Source organism: Micromonospora sp. ATCC 39149, from assembly GCF_000158815.1.
Classification (GTDB): Bacteria; Actinomycetota; Actinomycetes; order Mycobacteriales; family Micromonosporaceae; genus Micromonospora.
The window spans coordinates 3,562,958-3,576,858 of the sequence record NZ_GG657738.1 but is presented as its reverse complement, the minus strand read 5'-3'; the positions used below and the strand labels follow the sequence as shown (position 1 = coordinate 3,576,858).

Here is a 13,901-nt window from a genome sequence, read left to right as displayed (position 1 = left end):
AGTACGCCCACCCCGGCGAACGTCTCCACCCCGCGCGTCCCGGACCCTGAACCTGGGATGGTCATGGTCATAATGCCCGCCGCGCGGCGGCACCACAGGTCCCGTACCGTCTACGCCTTCGGGCTGCTGGCGCTCCTCGGCGTCGCCACCACCCTCGGGGTGGTGATCCGCTACCCCGCCCTCTCGACCACCGAGCTGGCCGCGCCGGTCCCCGCACCGGAGATCACCGTCGTCGGCGAGGAGCCCGAGCCCGGCTCGGCCGGCTCCGCGGACCCGCCGGCCGTGCCAGGGCCGGGCCCGATCGGCGCGGTGGCCCGGGCCGACGCGGCAGACACACCGGCAGACACACCGGCCGGCGCGGGGGCCGGCGTCGGAACGGACACACTGGTCGAGGCCGGGCGGGCCCCCGCGAAGCCCACCTCCCGGCGGGACGCGACGAGCCGCTCCCTGTTCTGGTCCGGCGTCCTCGGGCTGGCCATCTCCCTGGCCGGGCTGGGCCTGGTCGGGACCAGACGCCGGATGTGGTGACGGGCGGCGTCGTCAGGGCGTCGCGGTCGCCGTGGTCGTCGGCTCCGCCGTGCTGGTCGTGGGCGTCGGGGCCACCGCCACCACCAGGGTGACCTCCGCGCCGGCCGGCACCAGCGCGCCCGCCTCCGGATCGGTTTCCAGCACCGTGCCGGCCGGTCGGTCGGAATCCCGCGTCTCCACCCGGTGGTCGACGCCGATCCGGTCCAGAATCCGCTCGGCCGTCGCCCTGGGCAGCCCCACCAGCGGCGGCATCGGCACCCCGGCCGGGGTGGTGGACGGCGGCGTCGTGGACGGCTCACCTGACGTCGCCTCCGTCGTCGGCGCCCCGGTCGTCGCCGGCGCCGAGGTCGGCCGCACCGACGGTGACTCCCTGGGGCCGGTGCCGTCGTCGGCCGACAGTGCCAGCCAGAGGCCGGCACCGAGCAGGCCGAGCAGCAGCAGCGCCACGACACCGAGCAGGATCGGCGTCCACCACCGCCGGCCGGGCTGCTCATCGCCGTACCACTCGCCGGCCGGGTCCCGGTACTCCGCCGACCGGGGCGGCGGCACCCCGGCCCGCCCGGACCACACCTGCCCGCCGGCCGGCTGCTGGCCGGCGGTGCCCCCGGACCGGGGCAGCGCCCGGGTCGGGTCCACCGGCTCCGCGCGGGGCGTCCCGCCAGCCGGCTCCGGCAGGGGGCGGGTCTCGTCACCGGCTTTCGGCAGCGGGCGGGTCTCGTCACCTGCGTCGTCGGGGAGCGGATCCTGGCGGTCGTCGCTCATGGCACGTCCTCTCCCACCGGGCGGGCGGCTGGCCCTCGCATCCACGCTAGCCGCTGCCGGCCATCCCGGGCGGAACCGGCGCGCGAGCCGCCGTCACGGGGTGGGCGGTGCCTCCGCGCTCGGCTCGTCCGGTTCCTCGCCGCAGGTCAGGGCCACCTCGTCGTTCCAGTGCACCGTGCTGCCGGCTTCCGGTGACTGCGCCGTGACCGTGCCGGTCCGCCCGGTCGGGTAGCGCGGATAGAGCCCCTCCTCGACCAGGTCCTCGGCGGCGTCGGCGCAGTCGTCGCCGACCAGGTCCGGGGCGCTGAGCGAGGGGGCGGGCCCGGCGACGTACAGCGCGACGGTTGTGCCCCGCTGCACGGGGGACCCGACCGGCGGGACGGTGCGCCGCACGTCCCGCCCCGACTCGGTGCCGAAGACCAGCCGCCAGCTCAGCCGCAGGTCCCGCAGCTCGTCCCGCGCCTGTTCGAAGTCCGTGCCCACGACGGGCGGGACGGTCAACCCGGTGGCGCGGGCGGGTCCGCTGGTCCGAGCCGTCGGCGCGGTCGTCCGGGCCGTCGGCGACGGGACGCCGGAGGGGGCCGCTGAGGACGAGACGTCGGACTCCGCGGCCGGGAGCCCCGGCGACGCGCCGTCCTCCCCGGCCAGCAGCCAACCACCGGCCGCGCCGATCATGGCGAAAAGCGCGACGGCCAGGCCGCCGCCCAACATCTTCGCCGAACGGCCCGAGCCGGTCGCGCCGGCGTCGTCGGGGTACGCCTCCCACCCGGTGTTACCGTCCGTCATCGCGCTCACCACCTCACCGGCGACCGTACCGGGGTCGCGCCAGGCGTTTCCGGGCCGGGCTCCACGCCACGGCTCGCCGGTCCGACCTTGGGACGTTACGCTCCCCGGCATGGCCAGACGGGGCTGGGGAGGATCGATCGCCACCGCGATCGGCGTCGCTGCCGGCGCGGGCGCGGCCCAACTGGGCTTCGGCTACGGCCTCGGCATCATCAACTGGTCGGCGGCGGGCGTCGGCGCGGGCGAGGCGGCATGGGTGGCGAGCATCGCCTGGGCGACCTGGATCGCGGCCACCTCGACGATCGCCGGCGCGGTCTGCGCTCAGCGGCTACGGCTACCCGACGGCCGGGAAGGCGGCCCGGTCGTTCCCGCCGACGCTCCCGGCCGAGCCGACCCGGCCGCCACCGCCTCAAGCCCGGCCGAGATCGCCTCGGACCCGACCGCCGCCTCGGGCCCGATGGCGATCGACCCGGGGCAGACCGCGCCCGATCCGGATTCGACCGCCGTCTCGGCCCCGGTGGCGGTCGACGCCGCCGACCCGGTCACCGACCCGGGGTCGGCCAATTCCCTCCGAGGGCCCGGGGCGATCACGCTGGCGCTGGCCGGTGCGGTCGGCGCCCTGGTCACCGTGCTGCTGGTGGCAGTGCCGGCACGGGTGGCGGAGGTGTCCGGCGTCACCGCCCCGCAGACCGTGGCCGCCGGATACGCCGGGGCGGGCGTGCTGATCGGGCTGCTGGTGGCGGTCTGGGCGCTGCGCTCGCCGGCCACGGTGGCCAACGTGATCGCCACCGGCGGCTGGCTCTGGCTGCTCGCCGTGGTCGCCGTGGTCGACGGAGTGCTCGCCGGGCGAGGGCTGACCACCGCCCAACTCGGCATCTGGCAGCTCAGCGCCGACCGGGCCGACTTCTGGGTCCGGGGCTGGTTCTACTGGCCCGGCGCGCTGCTGGCGCTCGGCTCGGCGCTGCTGATCGGGGCACTGGCCGCGCGACGTGCCGCCCGGTCGGCGGCGAGCCGGCTCGGGGCGGCGGCCTCGGGCGGGGCCGGCCCGCTTCTCGTCGCGCTGGCGTACCTGCTGGCTGTGCCGGGATTGACCACACTCGGTCGGGAGCAGGTGTCGGCGCACCTCGTCGCCCCGTACGCCGTCGTGCTGGGTTTCGCCGGCTCGGTGCTGACCACCGCGCTCGCCCAGCGGGCTGCGACCCGCCGAGCCGCTGGGCGGGGCCTCGGCGGGCAGACGGCAGGTTCCGGCTCCGCCGCGCCGGCGGTGGTGCCCAGGCAGCGCTCCGGCGCGGCCGGGAAGGCGACCGAGACGACCGGCCCCGGGGCGGCCCGACCAGTCGGCACGGACGACCCCGGCACGCCGGAGCCCGGTTCCGTCTCGGCGGAACCCGGCACGGCATCCGCCTCCGGCGAGACGACCGTGGCGCGGCCGAGTCCGGGTACGAAGCCGGGGACGCGCCGGACGGCCCGGTCCGGGTCGGCCACGGCCTCGCAGTCGCGGGCCACGGCGGGGCCGGCCGCCCCGGAGAGCCCGCCGCCGATGGGGGAGGGCGAGCCGCCCCATCGGCAGGCGTGATCAACTCCAGGTCGGCGACATGGCGGTGTCCCGCCCGCCGGTTACCACCACGTCGACGACATGACGTGCCGGCCGGCCCGCGCCGTCCGCGCTGACGCCGCGCCGACACACGGAGCTGCCCCTGAACGAGGCCAGCAACCCGCCCCGGTCGGCGGTCAGTCGACCGGCCAGGTGTGCACCGGCTCGTTGTCCCGCTGTAGCTCGGCGTAGCGCTGCACCATGTAGTGCAGGGCCGCGTCGCGTTCCATGCCCCGGTGGCGCTCGGCGGCCCAGACCGTCTCCGTCTGCCAGACCGCGCCGTTGCGGCCGGTACGGCAGCGCTGCTCGATGATGCCGAGCAGGCGGTCCCGCTCGGCCGGGGCGACGCCGAAGCGGTCCAGCCCGGTGGCCGCCGTCGGCAGCAGGGTGTCGAGCACCAGCTTGGTCACCGGCACCTCCCCGAGGCGCGGCCAGTGCAGAACGGCGTCCATCCCGCGCCGGGCGGCGGCGTGGAAGTTCTCCTCCGCCGAGCTGAAGGTCAGTTGGCTCCAGATCGGCCGGTCCGCCTCGGCCAGGCCCCGCGCCAGGCCGAAGTAGAGGGCGGCGTTCGCGAGCATGTCGACCACCGTCGGTCCGGCCGGCAGCACCCGGTTCTCCACCCGCAGGTGCGGGCGGCCGTTCATGATGTCGTAGACCGGCCGGTTCCAGCGGTAGACCGTCCCGTTGTGCAGCCGGAGCTCCGCCAACTCGGGCACTCCCCCGGCGTGCAGGACCTCGACCGGGTCCTCTTCCTCGCAGATCGGCAGCAGAGGCGGAAAGTAGCGGACGTTCTCCTCGAACAGGTCGAAGATCGAGGTGATCCAGCGTTCGCCGAACCAGACCCGGGGCCGTACGCCCTGGGCCTTCAGCTCGTCGGGGCGGGTGTCGGTGGCCTGCTGGAACAGGGCGATCCGGGTCTCCGCCCAGAGCTGCCGGCCGTACAGGAAGGGGGAGTTCGCCCCGACCGCCACCTGGACTCCCGCGATGGCCTGGGAGGCGTTCCAGTAGTCGGCGAAGCTGTCCGGGGCGACCTGGAGATGGAATTGCAGGCTCGTGCAGGCGGCCTCCGGGGCGATGGAGTCGGTGTGCGTCTTCAGCCGCTCGACGCCGCGGATGTCCAGCTCGATGTCCTCGCCCCGGGCGCCGACGATCTGGTCGTTGAGCACCCGGTACCGCGCGGCGGTGGAGAGGTTGTCGGCCACCAGGTGCCGCTCGGTCAGGGTGGGCAGGATGCCGACCAGGACGATCCGCGCGTCGGAGTGGGCCGCCCGCTCGTCGGCCCGGGTCAGGCTGCTGCGCAGGTCGCGCTCGTAGTCGGCGAAGCCGATGCCCTCGATGAGCCTGGGCTGGGCGTTCAGCTCCAGGTTGAAGCGTCCCAACTCGGTCTGGAAGAGCGGGTCTGCGATGTCGGCGAGAATCTGGTCGTTGCGCATCGCCGGCTCGGCGGCCGGGTCCATCAGGTTGAGTTCGATCTCCAGCCCGGTCATCGGCCGGTCGGCGTCGAAGCCGAAGTCGTCCAGCATCAACGCGAAGACGTCCAGGCACCTCCGGACCTTCTGCCGGTAGCGGACCCTGTCCTCTCGGGAGAAGGCGCCCTGCTCGACGTCCCTGCCCATGTGTCCTCCCGGCGCGAGGCGCGAAGGGGCATGCCGCCCCGCAGCGCACATTGTGAACCTTCTACGGTAAAAGCACCCCCCGCGCCGGGCCAGAGGCCGACGCCGGGCGATCACCGCAGCAGCGACCGCGACCGGGCTGGAACGCGCTTCCGATTGGGCTTTCTACCCAGGCGGCAACGCCCGCCACCGTCCACGCCGAGGAACAGGCCGTGACAATTCGCACGCTCCCGTCGGGCCGGCACGCCGGCGCGCAGCCCGTCTGCGCCGGGGGACCCCTCCTCGGCTCGCGCCCGGTCCGGGACACCGCGCGGTCCGTCCGCGCGCCGGGCGGACAACAGCGCCCCGGGCCGGGTGGATGGCCGCGGGCCCGCGTCGACTGGTGCGACGCGGGCCCGGGGTCCTGGTGGAGCGGGGGGATCAGGCCTGCCGGACGCCCTCGCCCTCGATCTCGATCTTGATCTTCTTGCCGACCAGCACGCCGCCGGTTTCCAGGGCCACGTTCCAGGTCAGGCCGAAGTCCTCGCGGTCGATCTCGGTGCTGGCGGAGAAGCCGAAGATGTCCTGGCCGAACGGGCTGCGGCCGACGCCCTCGAACTCGACCTCCAGCTCCACCGGGCGCGTCACGCCCTTGAGGGTGAGCTCACCGGAGAGGACGAACTCGTTGCCGCTGCGGGACTTCACGCCCGTGCTGCGGTACTCCAGGGTCGGGAAGGTCTCGACGTCCAGGAATTCGGGGCTGCGCAGGTGGGCGTCCCGGTCGGCCTGGGCGGTGCTGATGCTGGCGGCCTGGATGGTGGCGGAGACCGAGGACTGCATCGGGTCCTCGGCGATGGTGATCGTGGCGGTCGCGTCGGCGAACTCACCGCGAACCTTGCTGACCATCATGTGCCGGGCGACGAACCCGACCCGCTTGTGGGCGACGTCCAGCAGGTAGGTGCCGGCCGCCGGGATCGTGAGGCCATCCCACTCGCGGGTAACCGATCCGGTGCTGCTGGTCATGGTGCTGTCCTCCAAAGAAGATTGTTCAGCAATCAAACGACTGATGGAGCAACTATAGCCATGGCAATATTCCTCGTGTCAAGTATTGCTATGATGAACCCGTGAACCAGAACGTGTTCGACGACCCCCGGATCACCGCCGTCGGTCTCCTCGTCGAGGCGCACGCCGGGCTGTCGGCCCGGTTCGCCGCCCAGTTCGAGGAGCACGGGCTCTCCCCGGTCGAATTCGAGGTGCTCACCCGCCTCGCCCGATCGCCCGGCAACCAGCTTCGGATGACCGACCTGGCTGCGCAGACCTCGCTCTCCACCAGCGGGGTGACCCGGGTGGTGGACCGGATGGAGCGCGACGGCCTGCTCTGCCGGCGGGCCTGCCCGTCCGATCGGCGCAGCTCGTACGCGGTGGTCACCACCGCCGGTCTGCAGCGGCTCGACCAGACTCTCCCAGGGCACCTACGGATCATCGAGCAGTGGTTCACCGGCCAGCTCGAGCCGGAGGAACTGCGCGCCGTCCTCGACGGCCTCCGGCGCGTACGCGACGCGGTGCACCCGGGCGCGACCGCGGGCAGCACCGAGCCGGTCCCGGAGGAGGACGCCCGATCCTGATCCGCGCCACGGCAGCGCACCGGCAGAAAGACCGGCAGAACCACCCCGCCCAGCGCCAGCTATCGGGGTGAATCGGACGAAGATGTCCATCGGCGGTGGTTACTGTGCTTTCAGCGGGGGGGCACCGGGGGGTGCCGGCGCGAGCGATGAGCGAGGGGTAAAACCAGGGGGCTTCTTCGCTCGCGCCGCCCCCGCGTCAACCACCCCGGGCACGGCCCTCAGGCCAGCGCCGTGCCCGGACGCACCGCCGCCAGGAGTGCGATCTCCCGGGGCAGCAGACTGATCCCGCTCTCCCGGCAGGCCCGGTCGAGGCGGTCGAGCACGCCCGCGTCGCGGGTGATGGCCGCGAGCCCGACGAGAGCCTCCACCGCGTCCCGCCGGTCCTGGCCGGCGACGGCCGCCTCCGCCGCAGCGGCGAACCACTCGGCCGCCAGCTCCCGGTCGGCCCGGTGCAGGGCGATGTTCGCCTCGATGAGCGCGCAGATCCCGTCCTCGAACCGCCACTCTCCCGGCCGGCCGCGCGGCGGCTCGGCACCGAGGACCGCGTCATCGGCCGCGCGGGTACGGAGACTGGCCAGTACCTCGGCCGCCTCGTCGGGACGCCCGTCCTGGGCCAGTGCCAACCCGATCGTGCCGACGGCCCGCCGCCGGTCCCCCGGGTCGCCGAGTTCCACCAACCCGGCGACCACCCGACGGCCCTGCTCCACGGCATCGGCGTACCGGCCCTCCAGCCGGGTCACCTCGGCGAGGTTGGCCCGGGCCAGTATGCGCAGCCGCCGCTCACCGGCCTGGGCGGAAAGCCGGTCCATCGCGGCCAGCCGGCGGCGGGCCCCGGCCAGGTCACCCACCCGGATGTCGTGCCAGGCGAGGCTGTTCTGGGCCACGGCCATGTCACGCAACCACCCGTTCCGGGTCGCCAGGGCGAGGACGGCGGCGGCCTGGTCGCGCGCCTCGTCGTGCCCGCCGGTCGCGACCAGCAGCGCGCAGAGCACCGTCCGCGCCTCCAGTTCCCCGGCCACGTCGCCGGCCCGGTGGAGGACGGCCCAGGCGTCCCGCGCCGTCGGCAGTTCCTGCTCCGCCGCGCCGTGCTCGACGGCCAGCCGGGCCGCGCCGAGCGCCGCCCGGGCGCGCAGCCCCGGATCGGCGTCGGCGGTACGCGGGTCGGCCAGCAGCCGGCGCAGCCACTGCCGCCCGACGACGTCCCGCCCCCGGAACCGCCACCAGCGGGCCAGCCCGACGGCCAGCCGCAGCGCGGTCGACGGGTCGTCGACGGCGGCGTGGGCCAGCGCCGCGGTGATGTCGCCGGTCGCCTCGTCCAGCCGGCGCACGGCCGAGGCCAGTTGCGGGCCGGCCAGCTCGGGGGCCGTCCGGGCTACCAGCCGCGCGAACACCTCGGCGTGCCGCCGCCGGACGACGCACTGCTCGCCGGCACCGATGGCCTGTTCGGCGGCGAACTCCCGGACCGCGTCGAGCAGCCGGAACCGGAACGGCCCGGTGCCCCGGACGCTCAGCAGCCCGAGCTGGAGCAACCGGTCCAGCAACGGCACCGGGTCGACCGCGACCGTGCCCTCCGGGTCGGCGTCGTCGGCCAGCATCTCCTCGGCCAGCTCCACCGACCAGCGGTTGCGGAACGCGGAAAGCCGGCGCAGGGCGGCCCGCTCGTCCGGCGCGAGGAGGCGGTAGCTGGCCGCCACCGCGTCCCGCAGGGTGACCGTCGCCCCGCCTCCCGCCGCCCATCCCGACCCGGGCGGCCGGACCGGTGACGTGGCGAGGTCCAGGACGCGATCGCCGTACCGGTCGAGCAGCTCGTTGAGGTCGAGGATGCGCCCCCGGGCGGCCATCAGCTCGATGGCGAGGGGCAGCCCGCCCAGCCGGCGGGCCAGCGCGGCGAGGGCCGGCAGCTCGGCCGGGTCCGGCGGCTCCCGCCGCACCCGGGCCAGCCGCGTCGTGAACAGCGCCACCGCCGGGTAGCCGGCCAGGACGTCCGGGTCGGCCGGGTCGAGTTCGGGCGGGGGCACGTCCAGCGGCGGTACGGGCCAGACCCGTTCCCCCGGCGCGCCGACCGGGTGCCGCCCGGTGACCAGGACCCGCAGCGTGGGCACCGCCCCGGCGAGCCGGTGCAGCGCCTCGGCCACCGGGTCGGGTGCCCGCTCCACCGCGTCGATCAGCAGCAGTGCCGGGCGGCCGGCGAGCCGAACCGCGAGGTCGGGCGGGCGGGCCGCGCCGAAGACCGCCGCCGCTGCGGAGAGCACGTCCGCGGCGTCCGAGCCCTCCCCGACAAGCACTCCGGCGGCACCGCCCGGGGCCCGTGCGGCGACGGCGTGGGCGACCGCCAGGGCCAGCGCCGTCTTGCCCACCCCAGCCAGCCCGACCAGGCTGACCACCGGTTGACCGTGGTCGGCGGTGAGCAGCTCGACGAGCTCGGCCACGTCCCGCTCCCGGCCGATCAGCTCGACCGGGGGCGGGAGCGCGATCGGCGTACCCCCGGGGTGGGTGGTCGGCGGCGGCCCGGCGCCGACCGGCTGAGGGCTCCCCGGCGGCGGCGCGGTGGGGGAGGGTGGCTCGGCGGCTGCGCGGGCCGGGTCGGCCGGGGCCGTCCCCCGGGCGACCGCGACGAAGGCCGCCCGCGCCGGCCCGGCGAGGCCGAGCGCGCCGGCCAGCAGGTCGACGGTGGTCCGCTGCGGCCGCGCGGACCGGCCCCGCTCCAGGTCCCGGACCGTCCGCACCCCCACTCCCGCGCGGGACGCCAGCTCGGCCTGGGTGAGGCCGGCGGCGTGCCGGTGCGTGCGCAGCAGGTCCGACAGTCCGGTACGACCGTCCGTGCCCGGCGGACGGCCATGATCGGGAGCCATGGGCAGGAAGGGTACGGATCGGGTGTGACGGTCGGCAGCCAATCGTCGCCCTGCCGACGCTGGGCGGCGCGGATATCCGACACCGCCGCCGGTGGGGTGGGGTGCGGCGTGAGAAGGGGACCCTTCTCTACCTCAGGCGTTAGTAGGGGGCCCTTCCTTTCACAGCCCAAGGTCGCGGGCGATGATCATGCGCTGGACCTCACTGGTGCCCTCGCCGATCTCCAGGATCTTCGAGTCCCGCCAGAACCGGGCCACCGGGTACTCGTTCATGAAGCCGTAGCCGCCGTGGATCTGGGTCGCCTCGCGGGCGTTGTCCACGGCGATCGTGCTGGCGTGCAGCTTGGCGATCGCCGCCTGCCGCTTGAACGGCTCGCCGGTTAGCATCCGGGCCGCCGCGTCGTAGTACGCGAGGCGGGCGGTGTGCGCCTTCAGCTCCATGTCGGCGATCTTGAACTGGATGGCCTGGTAGTTGCCGATCGGCTGGCCGAACGCCTGGCGCTGGCTGGCGTACTTGATCGACTCGTCGACGCAGCCCTGGGCGAGGCCGACGGCCAGGGCGGCGATGGCGATGCGGCCCTCGTCGAGGATGCGCAGGAACTGGGCGAAGCCCCGGCCGCGCTCGCCGAGCAGGTTGGCCGCCGGAACCCGACAGTCGTCGAAGGTCAGCTCGTGGGTGTCCGAGGCGTTCCAGCCGACCTTGGAGTAGCCGGGGGCGACCGTGAAGCCGGGGGTACCGGAGGGGACGATGATGGTGGACAGCTCCTTCGACCCGTCCGGGCGGGTGCCGGTGACGGCGGTGACCGTGACCAGGGCGGTGATGTCGGTGCCCGAGTTGGTGATGAACGCCTTCGAGCCGTTGATCACCCATTCGTCGGTCGAGGGGTCCAGGACGGCCCTGGTCCGGGTGCCGCCGGCGTCCGAGCCGGTGCCAGGCTCGGTAAGGCCGAAGCCCGCGAGTGCCTCCCCGCTGACCAGCCTCGGCAGCCACCGCTCCTTCTGCTCGACCGTGCCGAAGCGGAAGATCGGCATCGCACCGAGGGAGACCGCAGCCTCCAGGGTGATCGCCACGCTGGAGTCGACCCGCGCCAGTTCCTCCAGGGCGAGGCAGAGCGCGAAGTAGTCGCCGCCCATGCCGCCGTACTCCTCGGGGAAGGGCAGGCCGAACAGGCCCATCTTGCCCATCTGCCGGATCACCTCGTACGGGAAGGTGCGCTTCTCGTAGTGCTCGGCGACGACCGGGGCGACGATCTCGCGGGCGAAGTCCCGCACGCTGGACCGCAGCGCCTCTTGCTCCTCAGTGAGCCGGAAGTCCATCGGTTCCTCCTGTACGGGGTCCTCCGCCGGACGCTCGTGACACCGGCGGATGGGGTGGTCCTGGGTCGCGGGATGGTGCGGGCGGTCGCGGGGTGGTGCGGGCGGTCGCGGTGGTGTGGCGCGTCGCGGTGGTGGTGCGGGCCCCGGGCGCGACGGAGGGTCAGACCGGGGTGACGCCGTGCCGGCGGCGGGAGAAGTGCCGGTCCTTGGTGCGGGCGGCGGCGTAGCGGCGGACCAGCTCGGTGCGCAGGTCGCGCGGCTCGACGATCGTGTCGACCACCAGCTCGCTCGCGAGGCGGACGACGTCGATGTCCCGCTCGTACTCGGCGCGCCTGGCGGCGACGAAGGCGGCCCGCTCCGTCTCGTCGGCGATGGCGGCGATCTTGTTGGCGTAGACGGCGTTGACGGCCGCCTCCGCCCCCATCACCGCGATCTTCGCGGTGGGCAGGGCGATCGTCGCGTCGGGCTCGAAGCCGGGACCGGCCATCGCGTAGAGGCCCGCGCCGTACGCCTTGCGCACCACCACGCAGATCTTCGGCACGGTCGCCTCGGAGATCGCCGTGATCATCTTGGCCCCGTGCCGGATGATGCCCTGCTTCTCCACCGCGCTGCCCACCATGAACCCGGGCACGTCGGACAGGAACAGCAGCGGCACGTTGAACGCGTCGCAGAGCTGCACGAACCGGGTCGCCTTGTCGGCCGAGTCGACGAAGAGCACCCCGCCCTTGAACATCGAGTTGTTGCCGACGACGCCGACGACCTCGCCGTCGAGCCGACCGAAGCCGATGGTCAGCTCCTTGGCCCAGAGCGCCTGGATCTCGAAGAAGCTGCCGTCGTCGAGCAGGCCCTTGACGTACCGGCGCATGTCGAACGCCTGCCGCTCGCTGGCCGGCACGAGCGCGGCCAGGTCGACCTTGGCCGGCGCGGGGATCGCCTCGACGGCCGGCGGCGGCTGGGTCCAGTTCGCCGGCAGGTACGACAGGTAGCGCCGGACCACGTCGAGCGCCTCGGCCTCGGTCTTGCACAGGAAGTGCCCGACGCCGGACTCGGCGCAGTGCACCCGCGCCCCGCCCATCGCCTCCAGGGTGGTCTTCTCGCCGGTCACCATCTCGACCATCCGGTCGGAGCCGAGATACATGCTCGCGTTGCCGTCGACCATCGCCACCACGTCGCAGAACGCTGGAATGTACGCGCCGCCGGCCGCGCTCGGCCCGAACAGGGCGCACACCTGCGGGATCGAGCCGGAGGCGCGGACCTGGTTCCAGAAGATCTTGCCGGCCCCGCGCCGGCCGGGGAACAGGTCGACCTGGTCGGTGATCCGCGCGCCGGCCGAGTCGACCAGGTAGACCATCGGGACGCCGGTCGAGTACGCCCGCTCGATGATCCGGATGATCTTCTCCACGGTACGCGCGCCCCAACTGCCCGCCTTGACCGTGGAGTCGTTGGCCATCAGGCAGACCGGCCGGCCGTCGATGGTGGCGGTGCCGGTGACCACCCCGTCGGCCGGCAGACCCTCGGCCAGCGCGTTGGCGTAGAGGCCGTCCTCGACGAACGAGCCCTCGTCGACCAAGAGCGCCACCCGCTCGCGGGCGAAGAGCTTGCCCTTGGCGGCGTTCGCCGCGTGGTACTTGTCCGCACCGCCGGCCCCGGCGCGCTTGCGCAGCTGTTCCAGTGCCTCACCGTCGAGCGTCACGCCGACTCCCCATTGCCGCCACCCGTGCCGGCCGCCGCGCGGGCACACCGACCGCCCTGAACGATCGTTAGGGTAGCTCATCCGGCGCCCGGTCGGCGACCCCCGGGGCGAGTGGGAAGACACCACCGTCGGGCTCGGCGAGGCCGAGCGCCGGGGCGCCCGACCAGCGCCCAGAACCGGGCGTTGTGGCCGCGGGCTGAGCGGCACCGGTGCGCAGGGGCGACCACGCCCCTGCGCACCGGTCAACCGGCCAGGCGGGTGCGCGGGCCGGCGCGCAGGACTCCGGAGGGGAGCTTCTTGCCGAGCAGCTGCTCGGCCAGCTCCGCCGCCTCGATGAGGGCGGCCAGGTCGATGCCGGTGTCGATGCCCATGTCGTGCAGCATGTGCACCGCCTCCTCGGTGGCCAGGTTGCCGCTGGCCCCCGGCGCGTACGGGCAGCCGCCGAGGCCGCCGACGCTGGCGTCGAACTCGGTCACCCCCAGCTCCAGGGCGGTCAGCAGGTTCGCCAGCGCGGTGCCCCGGGTGTTGTGGAAGTGCAGCAGCACGGGGACGCGCGCGTCGCGGTCGCGTACCGCGGTCAGCAGCTCGCGGACGCGGCGCGGCGTGCCCATGCCCGTGGTGTCGCCGAAGGCGACCCGGTCCGCGCCGTCGCGGACCACCCGGTCGACGATGCCGGCGACCCGCGCCGGGTCGACGTCCCCTTCATACGGGCAGCCGAAGCTGGTCGCCACGATCACCTCGACGGTCGCGCCGGCCCCGTGCAGCAGGTCGATCAGCTCGGCGATGTCGTCGAGCGACTCCTCGGTGGACCGGTTGACGTTACGCCGGTTGTGCGTGTCGCTCGCCGAGACGACCACCTCGATCTCGGTGAACCCCGCGGCCAGGGCCCGCTGCGCACCCCGGGTGTTGGGCACCAGCGCCGAGTACCGCACCCCGTCGGCCCTCGCGACCCGCCGCCACACCTCGTCCGCGTCGGCCATCTGCGGGATCGCCTTCGGGTGCACGAACGACACCGCCTCGATACGGCGCACGCCGGTGGCGGAGAGCGCGTCGATCAGCCGCACCTTGGCGTCGGTCGGGATCGGCTCCTCGTTCTGGAGCCCGTCGCGCGGCCCGACCTCCCGGATCGACACCGCCGCTGGCATCTGGCTCATGGTC

11 protein-coding genes are annotated in these 13,901 nt (G+C 74.4%); 3 read left to right on the top strand and 8 right to left on the bottom strand.

Features of this window, described 5'->3' with window-relative positions:
* Positions 1-57: 57 nt before the first annotated feature.
* Positions 58-528: a hypothetical protein gene (locus tag MCAG_RS15160; protein WP_007073867.1), complete on the top strand. Its 471-nt coding sequence runs from the start codon at positions 58-60 to the stop codon at positions 526-528.
* Between the two features lie 12 nt (positions 529-540).
* Here MCAG_RS15160 and MCAG_RS15155 read toward each other — a convergent pair whose 3' ends face one another.
* Positions 541-1,290 (bottom strand): PASTA domain-containing protein, encoded by a 750-nt coding sequence (locus MCAG_RS15155; RefSeq protein ID WP_036373552.1) that lies wholly within the window; start codon positions 1,288-1,290, stop codon positions 541-543.
* 93 nt (positions 1,291-1,383) lie between these two features.
* Positions 1,384-2,076, bottom strand: a complete 693-nt coding sequence (locus MCAG_RS15150; RefSeq protein ID WP_050777978.1) for a PASTA domain-containing protein — start codon at positions 2,074-2,076, stop codon at positions 1,384-1,386.
* A gap of 109 nt (positions 2,077-2,185) precedes the next feature.
* Here MCAG_RS15150 and MCAG_RS15145 point away from each other — a divergent pair, with 109 nt between their 5' ends.
* Positions 2,186-3,649, top strand: coding sequence for a hypothetical protein (locus MCAG_RS15145; RefSeq protein WP_232290185.1), 1,464 nt, complete (start codon positions 2,186-2,188; stop codon positions 3,647-3,649).
* A 155-nt stretch (positions 3,650-3,804) separates the two neighbouring features.
* Here the strand turns inward: MCAG_RS15145 and MCAG_RS15140 are convergent, their stop codons facing one another.
* Positions 3,805-5,283, bottom strand: a complete 1,479-nt coding sequence (locus MCAG_RS15140; RefSeq protein WP_007073864.1) for a hypothetical protein — start codon at positions 5,281-5,283, stop codon at positions 3,805-3,807.
* 417 nt (positions 5,284-5,700) lie between these two features.
* Positions 5,701-6,282, bottom strand: coding sequence for a YceI family protein (locus MCAG_RS15135; RefSeq protein ID WP_036373549.1), 582 nt, complete (start codon positions 6,280-6,282; stop codon positions 5,701-5,703).
* Positions 6,283-6,383: 101 nt separating this feature from the next.
* Between MCAG_RS15135 and MCAG_RS15130 the strand changes: the two genes are divergently transcribed.
* The gene (locus MCAG_RS15130) at positions 6,384-6,884 is read left to right on the top strand and encodes a MarR family winged helix-turn-helix transcriptional regulator (RefSeq protein WP_007073862.1); all 501 of its coding nucleotides are present in this window, start codon (positions 6,384-6,386) and stop codon (positions 6,882-6,884) included.
* A 218-nt stretch (positions 6,885-7,102) separates the two neighbouring features.
* Here the strand turns inward: MCAG_RS15130 and MCAG_RS15125 are convergent, their stop codons facing one another.
* From MCAG_RS15125 to MCAG_RS15110, 4 genes are all read right to left on the bottom strand, one after another.
* A complete protein-coding gene (locus tag MCAG_RS15125; protein WP_007073861.1) occupies positions 7,103-9,736 on the bottom strand; it encodes a helix-turn-helix domain-containing protein in 2,634 nt (877 codons plus the stop codon).
* 159 nt (positions 9,737-9,895) lie between these two features.
* Entirely contained in the window at positions 9,896-11,050 is a 1,155-nt protein-coding gene (locus tag MCAG_RS15120; RefSeq protein ID WP_007073860.1) for an acyl-CoA dehydrogenase family protein, read from the bottom strand.
* A 160-nt stretch (positions 11,051-11,210) separates the two neighbouring features.
* Positions 11,211-12,743 carry an acyl-CoA carboxylase subunit beta gene (locus tag MCAG_RS15115; protein WP_007073859.1) on the bottom strand — a complete coding sequence of 511 codons (1,533 nt, stop codon included), beginning with the start codon at positions 12,741-12,743 and terminating at the stop codon, positions 11,211-11,213.
* Between the two features lie 242 nt (positions 12,744-12,985).
* Complete coding sequence (locus MCAG_RS15110; protein WP_165949791.1) at positions 12,986-13,888, bottom strand: hydroxymethylglutaryl-CoA lyase; 903 nt, start codon at positions 13,886-13,888, stop codon at positions 12,986-12,988.
* Positions 13,889-13,901 lie beyond the last annotated feature (13 nt).